The organism is Nocardia sp. NPDC001965, assembly GCF_053594175.1.
In genome coordinates this window covers 248,874-270,550 of the sequence record NZ_JBSFDZ010000006.1, presented here as the reverse complement: position 1 = coordinate 270,550, position 21,677 = coordinate 248,874, and the positions used below count along the sequence as shown (strand labels likewise).

Annotated in this window: 20 protein-coding genes; 9 read left to right on the top strand and 11 right to left on the bottom strand. The window is 66.9% G+C overall.

The genetic code is table 11. The features are described 5' to 3' along the window. Nucleotide 1 precedes the first annotated feature (1 nt). The 3 genes from ACWCPQ_RS12865 to ACWCPQ_RS12855 all read left to right on the top strand — a co-directional run bounded on the left by ACWCPQ_RS12865 (nt 2) and on the right by ACWCPQ_RS12855 (nt 2,493). Nucleotides 2-697: an AIM24 family protein gene (locus ACWCPQ_RS12865; RefSeq protein WP_449897838.1), complete on the top strand. Its 696-nt coding sequence runs from the start codon at nt 2-4 to the stop codon at nt 695-697. Nucleotides 698-714: 17 nt separating this feature from the next. After that, nucleotides 715-1,458 carry an AIM24 family protein gene (locus ACWCPQ_RS12860; RefSeq protein ID WP_449897891.1) on the top strand — a complete coding sequence of 248 codons (744 nt, stop codon included), beginning with the start codon at nt 715-717 and terminating at the stop codon, nt 1,456-1,458. 69 nt (nt 1,459-1,527) lie between these two features. Beyond that, nucleotides 1,528-2,493 (top strand): DUF389 domain-containing protein, encoded by a 966-nt coding sequence (locus ACWCPQ_RS12855; RefSeq protein WP_449897836.1) that lies wholly within the window; start codon nt 1,528-1,530, stop codon nt 2,491-2,493. Here the strand turns inward: ACWCPQ_RS12855 and ACWCPQ_RS12850 are convergent. The 4 genes from ACWCPQ_RS12850 to ACWCPQ_RS12835 are packed head-to-tail and all read right to left on the bottom strand — an operon-like array spanning nt 2,490 to nt 8,215. Continuing rightward, entirely contained in the window at nt 2,490-3,338 is an 849-nt protein-coding gene (locus tag ACWCPQ_RS12850; protein WP_449897834.1) for an HAD family hydrolase, read from the bottom strand. The two genes, ACWCPQ_RS12855 and ACWCPQ_RS12850, sit on opposite strands and share 4 nt — an antisense overlap. Beyond that, on the bottom strand, nt 3,339-5,777 hold the full coding sequence (locus tag ACWCPQ_RS12845; protein ID WP_449897832.1) for a phosphoribosyltransferase: 2,439 nt from the start codon (nt 5,775-5,777) through the stop codon (nt 3,339-3,341). Continuing rightward, the gene (locus ACWCPQ_RS12840) at nt 5,774-6,985 is read right to left on the bottom strand and encodes an HpcH/HpaI aldolase/citrate lyase family protein (protein WP_449897830.1); all 1,212 of its coding nucleotides are present in this window, start codon (nt 6,983-6,985) and stop codon (nt 5,774-5,776) included. Before ACWCPQ_RS12840 ends, ACWCPQ_RS12845 begins: the two co-directional genes overlap by 4 nt. 12 nt (nt 6,986-6,997) lie before the next feature. Then, complete coding sequence (locus ACWCPQ_RS12835; protein WP_449897828.1) at nt 6,998-8,215, bottom strand: hypothetical protein; 1,218 nt, start codon at nt 8,213-8,215, stop codon at nt 6,998-7,000. A gap of 281 nt (nt 8,216-8,496) precedes the next feature. On the opposite strand from ACWCPQ_RS12835, the gene ACWCPQ_RS12830 reads away from it, so the two are divergent. Both ACWCPQ_RS12830 and ACWCPQ_RS12825 read left to right on the top strand, forming a co-directional pair. Continuing rightward, on the top strand, nt 8,497-9,072 hold the full coding sequence (locus tag ACWCPQ_RS12830) for a TerD family protein (RefSeq protein WP_327152530.1): 576 nt from the start codon (nt 8,497-8,499) through the stop codon (nt 9,070-9,072). Between the two features lie 201 nt (nt 9,073-9,273). After that, nucleotides 9,274-10,386, top strand: coding sequence for a DUF475 domain-containing protein (locus ACWCPQ_RS12825; protein ID WP_449897824.1), 1,113 nt, complete (start codon nt 9,274-9,276; stop codon nt 10,384-10,386). A 56-nt stretch (nt 10,387-10,442) separates the two neighbouring features. Here ACWCPQ_RS12825 and ACWCPQ_RS12820 read toward each other — a convergent pair whose 3' ends face one another. Continuing rightward, on the bottom strand, nt 10,443-11,135 hold the full coding sequence (locus ACWCPQ_RS12820) for a hypothetical protein (protein WP_449897822.1): 693 nt from the start codon (nt 11,133-11,135) through the stop codon (nt 10,443-10,445). A gap of 161 nt (nt 11,136-11,296) precedes the next feature. Between ACWCPQ_RS12820 and ACWCPQ_RS12815 the strand changes: the two genes are divergently transcribed. After that, nucleotides 11,297-11,854: a sugar O-acetyltransferase gene (locus tag ACWCPQ_RS12815; RefSeq protein ID WP_449897820.1), complete on the top strand. Its 558-nt coding sequence runs from the start codon at nt 11,297-11,299 to the stop codon at nt 11,852-11,854. Here the strand turns inward: ACWCPQ_RS12815 and ACWCPQ_RS12810 are convergent. Continuing rightward, entirely contained in the window at nt 11,838-12,773 is a 936-nt protein-coding gene (locus ACWCPQ_RS12810) for a helix-turn-helix transcriptional regulator (RefSeq protein ID WP_449897818.1), read from the bottom strand. The genes ACWCPQ_RS12815 and ACWCPQ_RS12810 overlap by 17 nt on opposite strands. 96 nt (nt 12,774-12,869) lie before the next feature. Beyond that, a complete protein-coding gene (locus tag ACWCPQ_RS12805; protein WP_449897816.1) occupies nt 12,870-14,075 on the bottom strand; it encodes a cytochrome P450 family protein in 1,206 nt (401 codons plus the stop codon). Nucleotides 14,076-14,334: 259 nt separating this feature from the next. Here ACWCPQ_RS12805 and ACWCPQ_RS12800 point away from each other — a divergent pair, with 259 nt between their 5' ends. Next, complete coding sequence (locus tag ACWCPQ_RS12800) at nt 14,335-15,135, top strand: hypothetical protein (RefSeq protein ID WP_449897813.1); 801 nt, start codon at nt 14,335-14,337, stop codon at nt 15,133-15,135. Nucleotides 15,136-15,250: 115 nt separating this feature from the next. Beyond that, nucleotides 15,251-16,123 (top strand): hypothetical protein, encoded by an 873-nt coding sequence (locus ACWCPQ_RS12795; RefSeq protein ID WP_449897810.1) that lies wholly within the window; start codon nt 15,251-15,253, stop codon nt 16,121-16,123. Between the two features lie 105 nt (nt 16,124-16,228). Here the strand turns inward: ACWCPQ_RS12795 and ACWCPQ_RS12790 are convergent, their stop codons facing one another. After that, a complete protein-coding gene (locus ACWCPQ_RS12790) occupies nt 16,229-16,762 on the bottom strand; it encodes a winged helix-turn-helix transcriptional regulator (RefSeq protein ID WP_449897808.1) in 534 nt (177 codons plus the stop codon). A 74-nt stretch (nt 16,763-16,836) separates the two neighbouring features. Here ACWCPQ_RS12790 and ACWCPQ_RS12785 point away from each other — a divergent pair, with 74 nt between their 5' ends. Further along, nucleotides 16,837-17,481 (top strand): dihydrofolate reductase family protein, encoded by a 645-nt coding sequence (locus ACWCPQ_RS12785; RefSeq protein ID WP_449897806.1) that lies wholly within the window; start codon nt 16,837-16,839, stop codon nt 17,479-17,481. Between the two features lie 157 nt (nt 17,482-17,638). Here ACWCPQ_RS12785 and dnaB read toward each other — a convergent pair whose 3' ends face one another. The 3 genes from dnaB to rpsR all read right to left on the bottom strand — a co-directional run bounded on the left by dnaB (nt 17,639) and on the right by rpsR (nt 21,670). Continuing rightward, nucleotides 17,639-20,272 carry a replicative DNA helicase gene (dnaB, locus tag ACWCPQ_RS12780; protein ID WP_449897804.1) on the bottom strand — a complete coding sequence of 878 codons (2,634 nt, stop codon included), beginning with the start codon at nt 20,270-20,272 and terminating at the stop codon, nt 17,639-17,641. Nucleotides 20,273-20,944: 672 nt separating this feature from the next. Further along, nucleotides 20,945-21,400: a 50S ribosomal protein L9 gene (gene rplI / locus ACWCPQ_RS12775; RefSeq protein WP_449897802.1), complete on the bottom strand. Its 456-nt coding sequence runs from the start codon at nt 21,398-21,400 to the stop codon at nt 20,945-20,947. A gap of 18 nt (nt 21,401-21,418) precedes the next feature. Continuing rightward, nucleotides 21,419-21,670, bottom strand: coding sequence for a 30S ribosomal protein S18 (gene rpsR / locus ACWCPQ_RS12770; protein ID WP_449897800.1), 252 nt, complete (start codon nt 21,668-21,670; stop codon nt 21,419-21,421). Nucleotides 21,671-21,677: the final 7 nt, after the last annotated feature.

The window sequence follows — 21,677 nt, the reverse complement described above, 5'->3', positions numbered from 1 at the left end:
TATGTTCGAGAAGATCAACTCCAAGGTCGTGGCCGTCGATATCGGTACGGTGGGCGGCGTGGTCGCCCGTGCCGGTGCCATGCTCTTCTACACCGGCGATGTGTCCTTCGCCCCGCACGAGATACCGGGCGGCGCCGGAATGGGCGGCGGTGGCGGCATTCTGCAGATGGCCGGGCGGATGATGGCCGGCGAGCACCAGCGCACCATGATCGCGCAGGGCAGCGGCCGAGTGCACTACGGTTTCGCCGGACTGGAAGTGGAGGTCGTCGGGGTGGCGCCGGGTGCGGTATTGCAGGTGGAGGCCTCTCGCCTGCTGGCCTACACCGCCGGCCTGCAGACCTCGGTGGTGTCGGTCGCGAGTTCCGGCGGCGGGGGCGGCGGCGGCCTGATGGGCGCGCTGCGCGGCGCGGCATCCGGCGCGCTCACCGGCCAGGGCATGTTCACCACACAGCTGTCCGGTCAGGGCAGCGCGGTGCTGCTGGCGCACGGAGGTTTTCTCGAACTCCAGGTGGGCGGGCCGAATCCGGTGGTCGTCGACCCGCAGGCCTTCATCGCCTCCTACGGAAATGTGCACACCGACCTGAAAACGGCCGTGAGCTGGCGCGACGCGGTCGGTCGCGGATCCGGTGAGGCCATGCAACTGCAGTGCGCGGGCCAGGGTCTGGTGTACGTGCAGGCATCGGAGGAGAAACTGTGAGCGAGATCCTCGGCCCGATGACCCTCGGGGAGAGCGACAACGTCCCCGGCAACAGCTACGCGTACTGCATCGACCTCGTGAAACCGTGGTTCATGCGCAAGGGCGCGATGATCGCCTACTACGGGCAGATGCAGTTCCAGTCACTCACCCACGGTCTACAGGGTCACCTCCTGCACATGGTGGCGCACCAGTTCTCCGCGCCGCTGTTCACCGGCGACTACGTGGTAGCCGAGGGGCAGGGCAAACTGCTGATCGGCGACCGCGGCTACGACATCAACTCCTACGATCTCGACGACGGCAACCTCACCATCCGCGCGGCGAATCTGCTGGCGTTCGAACCGGGTCTGTCGCTGAACCAGTCGATCGTTCCCGGTTTCCTGACGCTGATCGGCACCGGGAAGTTCCTGGCCTCCTCGAACGGCCCGGTGATCTTCGCCGAGCCACCGCTGCGAGTGGATCCGGAATCGCTGGTGGGCTGGGCCGACTGCCCCTCCCCCAGCCACCACTACGACCAGCGGTGGGTCTCGGGGTTCCTGGCGGCCGGCGCCGCCGCGTTCGGGGTGAACTCGGGTGAGGAACGGCAGTTCGATTTCACCGGCGCCGGGACGGTACTCATCCAGTCCAGCGAGAAGGTGCTCAGCGACCACGCCCTCATCCGCACCATCGAGGGACAGTTGCAGAGCGGGGTCACCGTACCGGGCCTGCAACGTCTACAGGGTGTGATCACGCAGCAGCTCGCGGGTCAGCAACAGGGTTACTGACCCGGGGTCCGCACGACACGGCCCGGGTCCCGGTTGGGAACCGGGCCGCTGCCCGGGCAGACTCGGCCCATGCTGCATCTGCGGATAATGTCGCCCACCGCGCTGACCGACGAGGTGGTCGAGATCCTGGAATCCGATCCGGCCGTCAGCGGTCTCGCGGTACTGCGCAACAGCGCGGTTCGTCCCGAAGGCGATGTGGTGCTGGCCGATCTCGCCCGGGAGGCCGCCAACGAAGTCGTCGAGAAGTTACGGGCGACCGGGCTGCACCACCGGGGCAGTATCGAACTGCAACCGGTGCACACCTGGATGTCGCTGTCGGGGTATCTCACCGAGTTGCGCACCCCCGGGTACAGCGCGGACGCGGTGATCTGGGCCGATGTGACCCAGCGGTCCTACGAGGAGACCGAACTCAACTGGACCTATCTGAGTTTCATGACCCTGGCCACAGCCCTGGCCGGTATCGCGATCGTGGTGGATTCACAGATCCTGATCATCGGGGCGATGGTGCTGGGTCCGGAATTCGGCGCGATCGCCGCACTCGGTGTGGCACTGGTGCGGCGGCGGCTCGCATTGTTCGGGCGCGCGCTGTCCACGCTCGTCATGGGTTTCGCCGCCGGTATCGCGATCACCCTGGTACTGGTCTTGATCGGGCGCCTGCTGGGGTGGATCACCATCGAAGCCGTGACCGGGGATCGTCCGGAGACCGCCTTCGTCTACACACCGGACAAATGGTCGTTCATCGTGGCGCTGATCGCCGCGGCCGCCGGGGTCCTCTCGCTCACCTCGTCCAAATCGGGTGCCCTGGTTGGGGTGTTCATTTCGGTGACCACGGTGCCGGCGGCGGGCAATATCGCACTGGGGCTGGCCTTCGGCGTGGGTTCGGCCATCTGGGGCAGCACTCTGCAATTGGTGGTGAATCTGGCCGGGATGGCGATCGCGGGCTGGGCGACACTCGCTTTGCAGGACCTCGTGTGGTCGCGTGTCTCCCCTCGCCGGCCGCGCGCCGAAGCACGGGCCCGGCGGCGCATGCTCTAGCCCGGGGTCCCGGCGGTCACCGGATCGCCGAGGGCGGCGGTGAACCAGTCGAGAATCTCCTCGCCCGCTTCGATTCCGGAGGCCGCGGTGACAGTGAGACCGGGACAGGTCCAGCCGAGTTCCTCGAGTTCGCCGTGCCGGGGCCGGATCGCGTGATCGGCGGCGGCGAGCATCTCGGCGTCCAGCGCGCCGTCACCGGCGGCCAGCGTCGGTGCCGTCGCGGCCGATCCGCCCGACGCCACCAGCCGGGCCCGGACCTCGGCCACCGCCCGGCTCTTGCACACCGCTGCCGGCATCGTGTAGATCTTGCGGCCCTGCCGGGATGCCGACCAGCCGCGCGGCCGGCACCACGCGTCCCATTCGGCGAGGAATTCCGGTGGGGTGGCGGCGAGATCCACCACCAGATAGCAGAAGAGGTCGTCGGCGCGGCGGAATTTCAGCACCCAGGACTCGTCGATCCGGGCCCGTAGTGCGGCCTCGACCTCGGTGAGCCCGGCGCCGCCCGCGCGCACCGCCGCGTCGATCTCTTGGCGCCACCGCGGATCGGGCACCCCGTCCACCAGGATATTTCCGCCGTTGCTGGTGACCGCGTAGGGCCAGGGCGCCCCCGGGAGAAGGATCCGGCCGAACTGTTCGATGGTCCGGGTGGTGGTGGGTACCAGCGCCGCCGCGGCGGCCAGCCCCCGCATCCGGTCCGCGGCGGCCGCCGTCATATACGACAGTGGCGCGCCGTCGAGGTACTCCACGCAGACCGTCTCCGCCGCCGTGGCTCCGGCGGCGGCACTCGAGTAGATCATGGTGCGATCCAGATCGGTGGCCACCAGCAATGGTTTCGGCGCCGTCATCTACCGTTGCACATCCTTGATCAGACCCATGCACGAATACGCCAGCTCCGGTACGACCTCCACCGGCACCGACCGGGCCTGCGCCAGCAACCTGATATGTGCGTGCTCGGGTGCGTCGGCCTCCCGGACCAGCACCCGCCAGGGCACCCGGCGCAGCAGTACCCGGGTGGTCTCCCCGACGCCCGGTTTGACGAAGTTCACCGTCGCGATGCCGTATTCGGCCCGCACCCTCTCCACCGAGGCCCAACCGGCCCAGGTGGGTGTGCGGTCGCCGGATCGAACCGCGTCGACCTGCGCGGACACCAGCGGCCGGACAGTTTCGAAGGCCCCGGTGACGGTTTCGATCAACCGGGCCGAAACATCCGCACCGGCCAGTTCGGCATAGAACTTGGCGCCGTGGAAATCCCGCGGTCCGATCAGGTCCCGGTTCAGGACCGTCCGCGAGACCAACCCCGAGACAGTGGAATTCAGGCAGGCCGAGGCGATCAGGAAATCGTCGCGGGTGCCGTAGGTCCGGACGCAGTGCCCGGGGTCGGCGAGGACGGCCAGATCGTCGTCGAATCGGGCACCGCCGGCGGCGTGGTACTCGGCCAGGGCCGCGGACAGTTCCCGGGCGATCGCGCCCTTACCGGTCCAGCCGTCCACGAACACCACCGAGCCGGGGTCGTGCCGGTGGGCCAGATAGTCCAGCGCGACCGTGTCGATCCCACGGTCACGCACTATCGATACCGCGTAGTGCGGGATATCGAGCGCGGGCCGGTGCGCGTGCGGCGCGGCGAGCCAGCGGCGGATGAGGATCCCGATCGGGGTACCGGCACGCGCCAGCGACGTCAGCACGATATCGATGCCGCGTTCGGCGACCACGAGCTCGGCCACCGTCCCCACTGCCAGGGCCAGCCGCTGGGCGCTCGCGGCGAGAACCTCGTCGAACAGTTTCCGGTAGGCCGCGTCGGGCTGGTATTCGATGGGCAGCGATTCGGCGTAGTGGGCCAGCCCGGCCTGGATCCGCTGTTCCCGGGCGACGGTATCGGCCTCGAGGTCGGCGCCGGACAGATCCTTCAGCAGCCACGCCACATCGGCGCGATCATAGGAACCGAATTCGGGACCGAACAGCGGCCCGGCGGAGGTTTCCGAGCGGGTGGCCGCCAGCGTGCGCGGATCCGCGCCTCGGACCACCGCGACGAGCACATCGGAACCGGCCGCGGTCAGTACATCCACCAGACCGCCCGGCGCGTGGAGCAGTTCGCTGTCGGCCGGGGAATCGGCCACGAAGACCAGCACCGGATCCGCGCTCGGATCTTCGGGCCAGGACGCGTTGTAGAGGTAGCGGGGTTGTTCTTCACCGGGTTCGGGAGCCGGGAACCGGAACCCGCGCCGCAGCGGATAGCCCGGTTCGTCCAGGACATGGGCGGGCGAGCGAGTGGTCGTCTGATATCGCACCGGTATTCCGGCTTCGGCGATCGTCACGGCCAGGCACAGCGGTAGATACATCAGTTCTTCGTGGGCGAGCACGATCACCGGGCGACCGGAGAACTCGGTGACCAGCTGATCGCGCAGCATTTTCGCCGCGACACCGGCCGCCTGCTCGAAACCCGCGCGGTCGGCGCGCAGGAATCCGTGCCGGCCGCCCTCGGGCACATCGTCCGGCCACGGCAGCTCCAGTCGGGCCGATGTACCGCACCGGGCCGCCACCGGATTGAGTTCGGCCGCGGGCAGCTCCGCCACCGTCGCCACCAGGCCGTCCGGCAGAACGGTACTGCCCGCGGCCAGGCATACCGTATCGATCCGCGCCCCCAGCGCGGCGGCCGCGGCGGCGAATCTGTCGCGGTCGGCGTCGGTGCGCATATCCACCAGCGCGGCCAGGACGTAGTGGGTCCGCGGCGCGAATTCGTGCAGCGCCTCGATGGCCTCCAGCGCGGTATTGCCCGTGGAGATCTCGTCGTCGACCAGCACCAGCGGCAGACCCGCGGTGAACACATCCCCGGGCATCGGTTGCAGCAGATGCGAGGTGGCGTGCGAATGCCCCTCCTCGAATCCGGTCAGTGTCACCGCTCCCGGGACGGTCCGGCGGGTCGAATGCAGATAGCACGCGGCATCGATGCGTGTCGCCACACAATGGCCGAGGCCGGTGGCGGTCTCGGCGAATCCGAGCACCACCGCGTCCTGCTCGCCGAGCACCGCGCGCACCAGATCACCGAGCCGGTCACCGGAATCGCGGACCCGCAACGGATCGGTGGGCAGATGTTTGCCCAGCACAGTGGATACGAGCAGATGCGCGCGGCGCGGATTCTTACGCAATCCGGGCTGCAGCAGATCGGTGATCGCCGGTGCGTCCGGCAGGCTGTCCGGCGTGTCACCGTGGCGGAACGCCTTCCGGTGCCGCAGTTCGATCCCGAGCGCGCGGGTCGCCCAATACGACTCGCCGGTCTGTGAACTCATACCGTGACCAGCGCCGATAGCAGATCCACGAAGGACACCCCTTTCTGGGCCACCCCGAAGACCCGGGCCCGGGTCAGGGTATTGCGCGCCCAGCTGCGATGGGGACGCATCTCGTTCATCTTGTTCCGGTAACCGGACGCGGCGACCCCGCCCACCTCGACCTGCAGTATGTCCAGCGCGTCCGAGTACTCCTCGTGGGTGACCACCGACAGCGCGTGCACCGCCGCCACATGGGAGGGGTGGATGACGGTTTTGCCCTGGATACCGTTGGCACGATCGAGGGTGATCTCGCGCAGCAGGCCGTCGAGGTCGCGGCTGACCAGATAGCTGCGGAAGGGCACCGCGTCGGATTCCTCGAACGGCGCGGTACGCAGCAGCGGCCGGAACATCCGTTCGTGATCGGCGAAGTACTCCCAGACCGGGCCGGTGATCACGAAACCCGTATCGTCGGCCCGCCCCAGATAGTTGACGATATCGGCGATCACATCCGCGATGACCCGCACGTCGTAGATGGTCAGGTCGCGATCCCGGCGGATGCCGAAGGTCGCGCACATATCGGTGGCGCCGATCCGTACCGCCAGGATCCGGTCCCGGTTCTCGGCCAGGCACGCAGCGATCTGGGTGAGTTCGGTGTCGCGGGTCTGCCGGTGGACGAGCGCGGCCGATTCGAGTACCGGCATCCCGTAGAGCGGCCGCTCCGTCCGAGCGCTCGCCGCGTCGAGGGCGGCGAGATATTTCGGCGCCGAGGCGCTGTCGAACTTGGGGAAGACGAAACCGGTCAGCACCTGCGCGCCCGCACCCAGCCGGTCCAGCAGTTCGGGCACGGTGTCGGCGTCACGTACCCGGACGAACAACATCGGGCTCGGATCGGGGCGGGTCGCGAGTTCGTCGAGGGTGCGTACGGTCTGCAGTTTCGCGAACTCGACCTCGTGGTCGGCGACGGCGTCCTCGAGATCGATCACCATCGAACACACCCCGCGCTCGGCCCGGCGCTCGATCGTGGCCGTCAGATCGGCGCGGGTGGCCGGTACGTACAGGGTGGCACCCAGCGCCGTCGCGAGTATCTCCCGATCGGCGAGGTCATCGAACGGTTCGGGTTGGCGGTGGAACAGCGCTCTGGCGTCCGGACCCTGTAGTTGCCTGAAATGTCGGCGCGGTACCCGTTTGTGCAGGGAAATTTCCTGCCGGACGGCCATGCCTGCGGTCATCGAGCCCCCGTCTCATCCTCGTCGTTGTCCCGGTGGTGATTGTTTGCGCATCCGCTCGACAATCCCGGCAATGAATTCGGTGATGGTGTCGAGTTCGTTTACATACGCCCGATAGTCGGGGTGCCGCCCGGTCAGGGAGGCGGCCACCCGGTCGAGGCGTTCGACCTGAGCGTCCAGCACGGAGCCCCATTCCGGCACCAGTCCCCTTGACACCGCAAGCATCTGGGCATCCCGGAGCCGGAAACGTACGGCTTCGGCGCGTTGTCGCGGATCGTCGCGAACCGCCCGCAACTCGGCCAGCCGTAAGGTCGCGGCGTCGACCAGTTGTTCGGCGTCGGCGAGGTGGCCGCGCGCGGTGGTGGTCAGTTCAAGGGCCTGCTCCGGGGTGCTCTCGGCCGCGGCGGCACGCGCCCCGGCCAGGGCCCGAGCCGCGGCGGCGATATGACGCTCGCTGGTGCGCTCATTGTCTGCCAGATCGGCCGAACTCGCAGCATTGAACTCACGCAGCAGCGCCGAATACGCGGGCCCGATCCCCTCGGCCCGGGTGCGGACCGCGGCGAGCCTGGTGGTGACCGATGCGATCGCGTTGCGCGCGGTGCCGGCCCGAGATGGGGCCTGGGCCAACGATTCCGACAAATCGGCCGTAACGGAGGCCAACTCGTTCGCGGCCACCCGCGCTCGGCCGCGCTGGTCGGCCGGCAGCGCCGACAATGTGACCATTGCCTCATCCACGGCCGCGGCACCGGCGCGGACAGAGGGGTAGCCGGCGTACTCCGATTCGGCCGCCTGCCTGCGCACCCGCGCGGCGTCGGCGGTGACCCGCGCGACCAGCTCGGGCACCGCCCGCGCCACCGCGATCGCTTCTTCGAGCGCGCCCCGGTCGCCGTGATAGAAGCGGTCGACCCCCTCTGCGGCGGCTCCCAGTTGCCGTACCACCGCGTCCACTCGCTGTTGCCGGTCGGCCCGGCGCGCCCCGGTCTGCTCGTCCTGGTCCAGTTCGCCGGTGAGCTGGAGATAGGCCGCGGCGGCGGTATAGCAACCTTCACGTACCGGCGCCCAGCGGCGGGCCGTCTCCCGCGCCGGGAAGATCTCCTCGGCGGCCAGGACGGCCGCTTCCGCGGCCGACTGCCGCCGATCCATATCCAGGAACGCCGTCGTCAGCGCCGACCGTGCCTGTTCGAACCACGGATCCTCCCCCACCCGGAACCATCCACGCCTGCGGCCTGCCACAGACCCGATGGTATGAGATCCCACCATCCGCGCGCCGCGACAGGGCGTACCACCCGGTCCGCGCTCACCACGTCGAACACCGACACTGTGGCCCGGCCTGCGAGCGCCGCCTCCCTAAAACCCTCGGTACCAGAACATCCGGGCGTACCGCCCCCGGGTGCCCGATGACCGGCTTGCCCGAGTTTGTACGCAAGTTCACCGAAAACCACTACTGTCGTATTTCGTACCCGGCGGTTACCGACATGCTGGGAATTACAGACGACTACGAAAGGGAATCCCGCATGGGTGTCAGTTTGTCCAAGGGCGGCAACGTCTCGCTGAGCAAGGCGGCTCCGGGCCTCACTGCGGTCGCCGTCGGCCTGGGCTGGGATGTGCGCACCACCACGGGCACCGATTTCGACCTGGACGCCAGCGCGATCGCCACCGGAGCCGATAAGAAAGTCGTCTCCGACCAGCACTTCGTGTTCTTCAACAATCTCAAGTCCCCGGAGGGTGCCATCGAGCACGCCGGCGACAACACCACCGGCGAGGGCGAAGGCGACGACGAGGTCATCAACGTCGACCTCGCCAACACCCCGCCGACCATCGAAAGCATCTTCTTCCCGGTCTCCATCTACGAGGCGGACGGCCGCTCGCAGTCGTTCGGCCAGGTGCGCAACGCATACATCCGCGTGGTGAACCGGGCCAACGGCGAGGAACTCGCCCGCTACGACCTCTCCGAGGACGCCTCCACCGAGACCGCCATGGTCTTCGGTGAGCTGTACCGCAACGGGGCCGAGTGGAAGTTCCGGGCCATCGGCCAGGGTTACGCGTCCGGTCTGTCCGGGATCGCGCGTGACTACGGCGTGAACGTCTGACGATCCACACCTCCGGGTAGCGTGAGGGGGTCCGGTGACGGGCCCCCTCGTTCTCTGCCTTCAGAGGCGTGAGGAGACAAATTGGACAAATAGGCGGTCGACGGCAACGCTGGTGACTGGTCGTCGATACCGCCGACCAGGTTTCTCGTACAGGCCGGGATACCGACCGCAGTCCGGCCACCGCACACGAAAGGTCCCAGCGTGGTCCTGCGCATATTCGGCTTATCCCTGGTAGTCACGGTGCTGTCACTGGGGGTGGCGTTCCTCTACGGCGGCCCGACCGCCCTGGCGCTCTGCCTGATCCTCGGCATCCTCGAGGTCTCGCTGTCGTTCGACAACGCCGTCATCAACGCCACCATCTTGGAGAAGATGAGTGAGTTCTGGCAGAAGATCTTCCTCACCATCGGCATCCTGATCGCCGTTTTCGGTATGCGGCTGATCTTCCCGCTGGCCATCGTGTGGATCACCGCGGGCCTGAACCCGGTCCAGGCCTTCGACCTCGCGCTGAACCCGCCCGCCGGTGACGCCGCCTACTTCCCCGACGGCAGCCCCAGCTACGAGACCCTGCTCACCGACGCCCACCCGCAGATCGCGGCGTTCGGCGGCATGTTCCTGGCGATGCTGTTCCTGAACTTCATCCTCGAAGAACGCGAACTCACCTGGCTGTCCTGGCTGGAACGGCCCCTCGCCAAAGCCGGCAAGCTGGACATGATGTCGGTGGTCGTGGCCGGGATCGGCCTGGTCCTGGCCGCGGAGTTGCTCGCCCACGACGAAGACCGCGCCACCGTGCTGCTGGCCGGCCTGCTCGGCATGATCATCTACATCGCGGTCGACGGCCTGGGTTCGATGTTCAATGCCGAAGAGCACGCCGAAGAGGCCGCAGGCGGCCCGTCGAGCCTGGCCAAGGCCACCGGTAAGGCCGGATTCTTCCTCTTTCTCTACCTCGAGGTCCTGGACGCGTCGTTCTCCTTCGACGGCGTGATCGGCGCGTTCGCCATCACCGCCGATCCGATCATCATCGCCCTGGGCCTCGGCCTGATCGGCGCCATGTTCGTCCGGTCCATCACGGTCTACCTGGTCCGCAAGGGCACGCTGGCCGAATACGTGTACCTCGAGCACGGCGCCCACTGGGCCATCGGCGCACTGGCCCTGATCCTGCTGATCACGGTCGGCGATATCCACGTCCACGAGCTCGTCACCGGCCTCATCGGTATCGCATTCATCGGTGCCGCGGTGATCTCCAGCGTCCGCCGCAACAACAAAGAAGACGATCCGAAACCCACCGCGGCCTCGGAGCCGACCCCGGTGGGCTGACGCATTCGGCTCGCAGATCGCGGGAGCGGACCTCCGGGTCCGCTCCCGCGGCCGTTTCAGCCGGTGGAAGCTTCGAAGTAGGCCTCACCGACGGCGAACACGCCGCGTTGCGGCAACCGGAAATCACCGAGTCCGGTCTGCTCGGCGAGCGGCCCGGCCGGGCCGATATCGACGCCGTCGATACGGGCGGCGGTGTGGTCGACCGTCCACAGCATCCGCGGATTGGTACGAAACCACTGCCCGTTCGGGGTGGTGCCGCGCAACCGCACCCGGCCGACCCCCAGCGCCGGGCCCGCGACCCGCGACATCACCGACAGGACCGTGGGATTACGCCACAGCGCCGCGGGCAGCACGCTACCGAGCCCGGTCATCGCCGCCGTGGCCGGCGACCGCCCCAGCTCGATATCCCACTCCAGCTTTCCGGGTATCTCCACCGTCAGGGCGTAGGGCCCCGTCCAGGTCACCGCGATGTTCGCGACACGCGCGTCCGCCAGCGCGGAACCGTAATACCGCGCACAACTCGCTTCCGGCGCCACGCTGCTGTAGATGACCCATTCCCGGTCCGGGTTCCGGTACCAGACCGATTCGTATCCACGACCGACCGAGCTTGCCCCGAAATGGCGGAAGGCCAGATAGTGGCCGCTGGTGAAGGGCTGCCCCATCACTCCGTATCCGGCGAACCGTTCCTGATCCGCACCGGGTGGCAGCGCCGATTCGACCTCGGCGATCGATCGTGGGCTATCGGTCATTGCCGTCCTCCTCGACGAGCGAACCCCGCACCCCACCCTACGTCTGTGAACTGGGAAAACGAACCCGCCGAACACCACCGGTGCGGGTCCGTGCGCGGTGGAACCGGCGCGCTGCCCGCAGGTCGCCGCACCGGTCACGGTGATCCGGCAGGATCGATTCCATGGCGACCGACAAGGAACGTATGCTGCGCGGCGATCTCTATCGCGACAACGACCCCGAACTCGTCGCGGAGCGTCTGGCCTGCCGGACACTGATCGCCCGCTACAACCGATCGGCTCCGGAAGCCGATTCCGAACGGCAGGAGATCCTCGGCCACCTCCTGGGCTCCTGCGGGGCGGATACCGTGATCATGCCGCCGTTCCGCTGCGACTACGGCTATCCGACCACGATCGGCAGCAACACCTTCCTGAACTACGACGCGGTGATCCTCGACTGCGCACCCGTGACCATCGGCGACGATGTGTCGATCGGTCCCCGCGCACAGATCCTCACCCCGCGCCATCCCATGGACGATCACGAACTCCGGCGCGCCCGCTGGGAATCCGCCGCTGCGATCACGATCGGCGACAATGCCTGGCTGGGCGGTGGGGTCATCGTGTGCGCCGGGGTCACGATCGGCGAGAACACGGTGATCGGTGCGGGCAGCGTGGTCACCCGGGATGTTCCGGCGCGCGTCTTCGCCGCCGGAAACCCGTGCCGCGTCATCCGGGATCTCTGATCCGGCCGCCCTCGCCACGCCGGCGCTGCCGGAAATCTCGCGGCGTCTCCCCGTATTCGGATTTGAACGCCGTCGAGAACCCGGTATCGGTGAACCCGCACCGTGCGGCGATCTCCGCGATGGACTGCGTCTCCGGGCGGGTCAGCAGATCGCGCGCGATGCGCAATGCTTCGCCGCGCCGCAATTCGCGATAGGTGATACCGGTCCGGTGCAGTACCGAACGCAATTGCCGGGGCGACCAACCCAGCGCCCGAGCGACCGCGGGCAACCGTACATCCCCGGACCCGAGGTTCTCCCGGACGAACGCCCTGATGGCCGCGACGGTTTCGGCCAGATCGGCCTGCTGTGGACCGAGATCACCGGCGAGGATCAGGCACAGCAATTCGGCGACCCGATCACAGACGGCGTCGAATTCCGCAGTCGTCAGATTCGACTGTGCGGCAAGGGTGGCGACGAGCGTGCTCTGCACGACCCGGCCGAGGCCGGTCGACATATCGAGCACCGTCGGCGCCTCGGGCACCGCCGACCGGCGCCCCAGCCGCGCCCGGGGTAGGAGTAGCGCGTAGGCCGTCGAACCGGGCAGCAGGATCCGGCAGACCCGGTCGAGTTCGAGAACGAACCCGCGCTGCGCCGTGACCCGGGTCAGCCGGTTCTGCTGTTGGATGAGCCATTCACCGCGTCTGGGGAACACCATCCAGCAGTAGTCGGCCGGACCGTCCCGGATATGCGACCGACCGCGATTCATCAGGTGGTCACCGCGCTGCTGTGAGCGCAGCAGGGTGTAACCCGAGGATTCTTGGACCGCGATCCGGGCCCACCAGTCGGCCGGGTCACGGTAGCGGTGCTCGGCGGTCAGGAAGTGGTCGGTCACCTCGGTCCATTCCGCCGCGCTCGCGACGGTCAGCTGGGAGTACCGCATAGCGGGGGCACTGTCGGTCCGATGCTCATTTCCGCCGTGTCCGTTCAGGAGGGTCCGACAGAATTCTGACAGCTTCCCGCTGCCGGGCGGTACCGGTCAGTCGCCGGATGCGAGCTGTACCGGCACGCACAGGGGACCGTTGGTCATGAACTGCGGCGCGTAGGGGATCTCCGCCGGATCGCATGCCAGGCGCATCTGCGGGAAACGGCCGAACAAGGTGGCCAGCGCGATCCGGGATTCCAGACGGGCCAGATGCGCGCCGAGGCAGAAATGCGGACCGCGGCCGAAAGCCAGCTGATCGATATCGTCACGATCGATATCGAAGACATCGGCATTCGAGTACTGTCGCGGATCGCGTCCGACCCCCGCGTACCAGCCCACGATCGCGCCTTCGGGAATATCGACACCGGCGATCCGGACATCGCGCAGGGCATACCGGTTGAACATCGCGCAGGCCGCGTTCCGGTAGCGCAATGTCTCCTCGACGACATCGGCCCAGCGATCCCCCGCCCGGGCCGCCGCCAGCTGATCGGGATAGGTGTAGAGGGCCACCACCGCGTTGCCGAGCAGATGCATGGTGGTCTCGTGGCCGGCCACGATGATGATCCACAGCATTTCGACCAGTTCGGCGTCGGTTATCCCGTGCTCGGGCTGGGACCGCACCAGGTCCGAGGTGAGGTCGTCGCCGGGATTGCTGTCCTTGTCCGCGACCAGCCAGGTCAGATAACCGACCATTTCCTGCATGGCGGCCTGGGTCTGCTCACCGGTGCTGGTGTGCGAGATCAGCGTGGCCGTCCAGCCGCGGAATTTTCCCTGGTCGGCGGCCGGTACTCCGAACATTTCGCAGATCACGCCCACAGGTAGCGGCATGGTGAAGTTCTCGACCAGATCGACTTCCGGCTGGTCGGCGAACCGGTCGATCAGATCGTCGGTCAGCTGCTGGATACGGGTCTCGAGTCCGGCCACTCGCACAGGGGTGAAGGCGCGGGCGACGGCCCGGCGCATCCGCATATGGTCGCTACCGTCCATGTTGAGCAGGTGATCGGCGTCTGTGAGCACCCGCAACGGCCAGTCGGCCGGAACGGTACCGTCGCGCATCGCGGGGCAGTTCTTCGCGCTCTTGCTGAACAGTGTGCCGTCACCGGCGAGGATCTCACCGACGGCCCGGTGGCTGACCGCCATCCACGCCCGCACACCGCCCGGGAGTTCATAGGGCACGATGGGCCCGGTCCGGATCATCCGGTCGAAGGTGTCGACAACTGCTTCTCCAGCGGTGGGCAACTGGATGAGTGACTCGGTCATGCAGGACTCCGTGCTCTGATCAGCCTCTGGACGCGTGCGATCGACGCGTGCTCGAAGAGTCTGATCCGGCGGGTGTTACGGAATCGAATCGAGCGCGAATCTCTGCCTCGCAGCGAAATCGGGTGGCGCGGAATCGAAAGTCCCCCGGCCGGTGGGCGCGCTGCTTCCCTGCCCGGGCGCGGTACCGAACAACTAGGATCGCTGCCGGAGTCCACCACCGGGCGGGGAAGCCCGTCCGATACCGGAGGGGTTTTCGGACATGACTGGTTCGCCGGGCGGATCCGATGATCAGCAGCGGGCAGGCGAAGCCGATTCCGGCTATCGGCACGGCGATCGAGAGCAGCAGCCGGCGCAGCAGTTTCCGCCGCCCGCGTATCCGCCGCAACCGGCCGCGCGCGGCACATCCGGGCCGATCGTCGCCGTTGTCGTCGGCGCGGTGGTTGTGGTGGTGCTGGTGATCGGCGTGGCGATCGGTTCGGTCGTGGGCGGCCGAGGTGACGGTAGTGTGCCCACCCAGGTTCCGGAACCTGCGGCCTATTCGATGAGGACGATCACCGATGCGTGCGACCTGGTAGATCTCGAGCCGTTGGCCGGATGGGCGTCCACGCCGCTCCCCGATCCGGCTCATGAGGAAGCGCCGGGTTCCGGCGACCTCGGCAGCCTGCACTGCACTGTCCACTACAGCAATTCGCCGGGTGACGAATTTCCCATGAACACCGCCGGCATGCGAGTGCGGGCCGAAGTCGTGGACGGCTCGGCCACGCGGGAATACGACCATTGCCGACGCACCACCGCCGACCTCGCCGGCAATGGATCGGAGGTTACCTCCGGGGAGTTCAGCGAAATCGGTACTCGCGGTTACTGGCAGTTCGAAGCCGACAACTTCGGTGGCATCGTGGACGCCCGATACTCGATGTGCGTATGGGATGATGCTGCCGCGGTGCAGGTGCAGATCGATATCTCCCGCGAGAAGGCTTCCCCTGCGGTGGGTCGCGACCAACTCGATCCGGTCGCCCGATCCCAGGTCCGCAAAGTGCTGGACGCATTGCGACAGAACTAGGAAACCGTCCTGGTGCAGACGATTCGGATGACCTCGCGACCGACCGCACAGTAGGATCGGCGCGGCATGGAAGGTCGGCGGGGGAGCACGTCGAGTGATCGAAGGGCCGCGCGAGATGACAGACTCTCGACCCGACCGACCGATTGCGGGCGGCGAAGACCCCCTTGCGCGGCAACCCCTTTCGTCGAACACTGATCAGGAACATCCCATCAGCGGATACGGTCCGCCCGGGCCGGGCTACCGGCCGCCACCGCAGTTCGCGTCCTCGCCGAGTCGCCCTCGGCCGGGCCTGATCGTCGCCGTTGTCGTCGGGCTGGTGGTGGTGCTGGCCGCGGGTGTGATGATCGGTGTCCTCATCGCCGATGGTGGCGGTGGATTGCCGCCCACAGCTGTCGCGGCGCCCGGCGGCACAGCGGCGAAACCGCCCGCAGCCGCCACGACTACTCCGCTCCCGGAAGGCGCGCCGGGACCCTATTCGATGAACGCGATAGCCGACGCGTGCGATCTGGTCGACCCCACTCCGTTGCACAAATGGTCGGCCGCCCCGGATGGAGCGCCCTACCACCACGAGAATCCGCCGAGCGCCGACGCCCCCGGCAGTCTGTCGTGCCAATTCGGCTACAAGAGCCAGTCGGCCGACGGCGTCCACTGGAACCAGGCGGCCATCGACCTACGCGTCGAGTTCACGGCTGCCGGAGCCGCTCCCGCCTATGACCAGTGGAAGCACGAGGACGCCACCGGTCCCGGCGCAAAGTCCGGCGAGGTCAGCGGTATCGGATCGCAGGGTTACTGGTACACCGCGACAGCGGATTCCAGCGATACGACCGGACTGGATTACGTCGTAGGTGTGCAGGACGGCAATGTCTCGGTACGAGTACGGATCCCCGTCCTGCGCCAGCACGGCGAGCCCGCGGTGGATCCGGACGAGCTCGGTGTGATCGCGCGGGATCAGGCGCGGCGAGCGTTGGAGGGATTGGAGCGGAAATAGACCGGACCGCATCCCCGCCTCCACCGCGAAAACACCCGCAGCACAGCGGTCTTCGCTACCGCAGGTTCGCAGCGGGCCCGGGTCGGCGCCGCTCCTCGATTCCGATCACGTTCTGCCGCGATCACCGGAAGGGTGTTCGGGCCCGCCGTCGGCGGTGCCCCCGGTAGCCGCGTCGTATGCGGCGGCCAGCCGTTCGAGGGGTCCCGGGCCCTCATTCCCCGCCGGTGCGGAACCGAGGTGCCGGTTGCGCAGGTCCTGCATGAGTTCTTCGATGAACGGCATCCCTTCGGCGCGCATGAGTTCCTGACGGGCCCGCAACTCCGGCGTCCCTGTTCGCCAGTCGAGGCCCCAGTTCCCGAGTGCGTAGATGATCGGCAGCGTCTGAATACCGGACTCGGTGAGGCTGTAACGCGCGCGTTGGCCGCGCACGGCGTCGTCCTTGGTCAGAATGCCGGCGGCGACGAGTTTCTTGAGCCGGTCGCTGAGGATATTCGAGGCGATGCCCTCGATCGACCCGTTCAGCAACTCCCGGAAGTATCGGCGGTCCCCGAAGATCACATCGCGCAACACCAGGATCGACCAGTGATCACCGAGCGCTTCGACCGCGGCATTGATCGCGCATCCCGATCTCGGCTCCATGGCTCCTCCTTGACACGTAGGGACACACCACTTAGCTTAGTGCTTGCATTTTACAACTACTTGAAGGAAGTGCGATGGGCAGGGTCCGAGTCGATCTGAACATCTCCCTCGACGGATACGCGACCACCACCGATCAGACGCCCGACGACCCGATCGGCAAAGACTGGAACCGCCTGGTCGCAGCGTTCGCGGCGACCCGCACCTTCCGGGAGCGCATCCTGGGCGATACCTCCGGCCAGGGCACGACCGACGTGGACGATGCGCACGCCGCCGCCTCTTTCGAGGGCATCGGCGCCGAGATCATGGGCGCCGGAATGTTCGGCCTGCACACCCACCCCGACGACCCCGACTGGAACGGCTGGTGGGGACCCAACCCGCCGTTCGGCTGTCCGGTCTTCGTGCTCACCCACGAACGGCGGCCGACACTGGAAATGGAGGGCGGCACCACGTTCCATTTCGTCCGGACCACACCGGAGGAAACACTCGCCCTGGCAACAAAGGCAGCAGGGGAACTCGACGTCCGCATCGGCGGCGGCATTTCCGTGGTGCGCACATACTTGGCGGCGGGTCTCGTCGATCGGCTACATGTCGCGATCGCACCGATCCTGCTCGGCCGCGGCGCCCGGCTGTGGGACGAGCTGCGCGAGCTGGAAAGCGGTTACGAAATCACCAGCGAGGTCGCGCCGAGCGGAACGATCCACGTGACATTCTCCCGCTGACCTCCGGACACACCCGCCGTAGCGATCCGGCGCCTCGCCCGCCGGATCGCTACGGCGGGCCGATTCTGTCGCAGTCATTCGGCCGTTCGGCCATCGCCGACGAACGGCACCCTGTCGTCGGACCCGGCCACCGGTCGAAGATCCCGGGCCCGCCCGATCAGCCGCGCGCCATATCGACGAACCGCGACAGATGCAGCTGGTGTGCGACCGTGATGGTAGCCGTAGGGCCGTTACGGTGCTTTCCGAGAATCAGATCCGCTTCACCGCCGCGCGGGTCGTCCCGTTCGATCGCATCGGGCCGGTGCAACAGGATGACCATATCCGCGTCCTGTTCCAGCGAACCGGATTCACGGAGGTCGGAGACCTGCGGGCGTTTATCGGTGCGTTGTTCCGGACCACGGTTGAGCTGACTGATCGCGACCACCGGAACTTCGAGTTCCTTGGCCAGCAGTTTGAGATGCCGGGAGAATTCGGAAACTTCCTGCTGGCGCGATTCGACCTTCTTACCCGAGGTCATCAGCTGCAGATAGTCGACCACGACCAGTTTCAGATCGTGCCGCTGCTTGAGCCGCCGGGCCTTGGCCCGGATCTCCATCATGGTGAGGTTCGGCGAATCGTCTACGAAGAGCGGCGCTTCGCTGATCTCGCTCATCCGCCGCGCCAATTTCGTCCAGTCGTCGTCGCTCATCCGCCCGGCCCGCATATCACCGAGCTTGATCTTGGCCTCGGCTGACAGCAGACGCATGACGATCTCGGTCCGGCTCATCTCCAGCGAGAAGATAACGCTGGCCAGTCCGTGCCGAATCGAGGCGCTGCGCATGAAATCCATACCGAGAGTCGAGTTGTGGGTGGGCACCATGGATCGACCGGCCAGATACATATGGTCGCTGTTGTCGACCTCGACGCAACGGACGGGGACCGACCGAACCCGGCGGACGTCCACGATGAACCGCGAGCAGGACCTGCTCGTGCCCCGCGCGGCCCGGCGTTCCTTGTGCAGGATCGCCTTCCGGTAGAGCCCGAAAACCTCGTCGTCGGTAGCGAAGGTCAGCGTGTAGGCGACCGACCGTTCGGGCGTGCGTCCACGGACCGCCTTTGTCGAGACGTCACAGCGGTAGCCCAGGCCGACCACGAGGTCTCGGACGTCGGCGAAAAGGCGCTCGTCGGTGACCGAGAACTGAACGGAGCCGCCGACAGTGACGGTACCGTCGGTATCGAGCAGCCCGGCGAGCAGGGCACGGCGTTGTGCTTCCGAAGCCCGCAGGTAGGCGGCGGGAATATGTTTGTCGCCGAGCACTCCGATACTGCGCAAACGAGCCTGTACACTGCCGACTTCGTTACGACACTCCTGGCACATCCGCAGCCCGATCGACCGCTCACCGCAGCGCGGGCAGATCGGCGCGGCGACAAGTGCAGATTCGAATCGCGCCCGGCCGCCGCAGGATCGACCACAGGTCCGCACCTCACTGGTGAACGGAATGAACGGCTTTCCGCATACCGCGCACAACCGCTGCGCTTTCGGCTCGTCGTCCGGCAACCGGAGTTGGTAGCGCATCCGCGCCGAACCGGATGCCACGGCGACGATCCCCTCTCCTTCGATACAGGCGATGATCTCCGGATCGGCCGAGGTTATCTGTGCTGCCGTGGTCGTTCCATCGCCCAGCCAGGCGCCGAGGGTGTAGGGCGGGACGAGCAGGTCACGCGGGGGCAGTTGTAGCGGACGCGTGTTGGTGACCGAATGGTTGATCCGGCGGTCCGCGGGGGCGCAGCGCAGGGTGGCCGCGATCTCGCCGGTGCTGCGAACGGCGGCGAACGTCCGCTGATTGCGGTATGGGCGCCGACCGGTAGCGGCCTGTTGTGCTGATCGCCGGGAAGCCCGCGTCTCGGTCAGCCACTGATGCTGCTCGTCGGCCACGATCACCGTGCCGTCGGAGAACTCGACCTCGTAACACGGCCGGTCGGCCAATACCTCCGTTGCCGCGACCACCCGGGTGGGCTCGCCGTCTGCACCGATGAGACGGTCCCCGACCCGCACCTCGCCCATAGTCGTCCAGCCCTCCGGCGTGGGCAGCGGGGTGTCCAGGGCCAGCGCCTTACCCACACCCGGACGCGCCGCGACGATGATCATCTGACCGGGGTGCAGACCGTTGGTCACCTCGTCGAGTTCGGTGAAACCGGTGGGGACGCCGAGCGAGATCCCGCCACGGGAGGCGATGGAGTCGATTTCGTCCATGGTGGGCTGGAGCAGTTCCTCCAGCGGGAGGAAATCCTCGGCGGTCCGGCGTTCGGTGACCTCGTAGACCTCGGCCTGCGCACGGTCGACCACTTCGGCGACGTCCTGACCGTCGGCACCGGCATAGCCGTACTGCACGATGCGGGTTCCGGCTTCGACCAGCCGGCGCAGGATGGCCTTCTCGGCGACGATCTCGGCGTAGAAACCGGCGTTCGCCGCGGTGGGCACGGTCTGGGTGAGGGTTACCAGGTAGGGAGCGCCGCCGATCCGTTTCAGCTCACCGCTGCGGTCCAGGCCGGCGGCCACGGTGACCGGGTCGGCGGGTTCGCCGCGCCCGTAGAGATCGAGGATCGCGTCGTAGACGGCCTGGTGGGCGGGGCGGTAGAAATCGCCGGAGCGTAATACCTCGATCACATCGGCGATGGCGTCCTTGCTGAGCAGCATGCCGCCGAGCACCGACTGTTCGGCCGCCATATCGTGTGGCGGCTGCCGACCGAAGTCCTCGCCGGGGGGTTCCGGTGGGAAGTCCGTATGCCCGCGGTCATCGACGACTGCCATCCGACTCGACCGTCCTCTCCTTCAGACCGGACGCCACCCTTCGACGACCGGTTCTACCCCACGGGTCCGACATCGCCGGTCCGAGATGCCGGTGACCTGTGGTCAGACGTACCAGCTATCACCCAGATAGAGCGGGTACGCCACATCGCGCCGGGGTGTCGCCAATGGTGCTGCGATGAACCTAAGCGAGGTTCTATCCACATGCCAACCAGGGCTGTGCACAGACCTGTGGATAACCTGGGGATAGTTCACCCCTGGTTGTGCACAACTTGTGGACAACTTGGGGAAAACGCAGGTCAGCCCCAGAAAATACGCAGCTAGACCTGGATTTTCACGGCCCACTCAGTGTGGATAAACAAAGTATCGGCGTGTCGGAGATGTTGAACAGCCGGGCGTGTTGAGTTAACGGACAGGCGAACAGATATGACCTGGGTCACATTACGTCCGGTTGGTTTTGTGATTGATCCACAGAACTCACATCTTGTGGATAAGACACATACAGAACGAACGGGCGCTGCCGAACCCCATGCAGGCACCCGCCTTCACAAGAATCACCGCAAACAAGCGGCTAATCTGCCGTTTCGATGGCAGAGCACAACCGACCGGGGATCACACCCGATCAGCTGTGATCGGGCGCGATCCCCGGTTTCGGGTAGCTGTGGCGGAACCGGATCAACCGGCTGCCACGACCTCCAGCGCGAACTTCGCGGCGACGTCCGGGTGCAGATGGACGGTCACCTGGTGCTTGCCGGTGGCCTTGATATGCGACTTCGGCAGTTCGATGCTGCGCTTGTCCAGGACCGGGCCCCCGGCCGTCTTGATCGCGGCGGCGACATCGGACTGGGTGACCGAACCGAACAGCTTGCCGGTACCCGCGGTCTTGACCGACAGCGAGACCGACTCCAGGCCCTCGATGGCCTGCTTCAGTTCGTTGGCATGACCGAGGTCGCGCACCCGGCGGGACTCCTGGGCCCGGCGGATGCCCTCGACCTGCTTCTGCGCACCACGGCTGGCGACAATGGCCAGGCCCCGGGGCAGCAGGTAGTTACGGCCGTAGCCGTCCTTCACCTCGACGGTGTCGCCGGGAGCGCCGAGGTTGTCCACATCGGCAGTCAGAATGAGCTTCATTTGCTTTACCGACCTTTCTCAGCGAGCCGTCGAAACGTAGGGCAGCAGCGCCATCTCACGCGAGTTCTTCACCGCGATGGCGATATCACGCTGGTGCTGTACGCAGTTGCCGGTGACCCGGCGGGCACGGATCTTGCCGCGCTCACTGACGTACTTGCGCAGCAGCGGCACATCCTTGTAATCGATGTCGACGATTCCGGTCTTGCTCTCTTTGCAGAAAGTGCAAGCCTTCTTCTTGAGCACCTTTTCGCGCGCCGGTGCCTTGGCCATTTTCGTT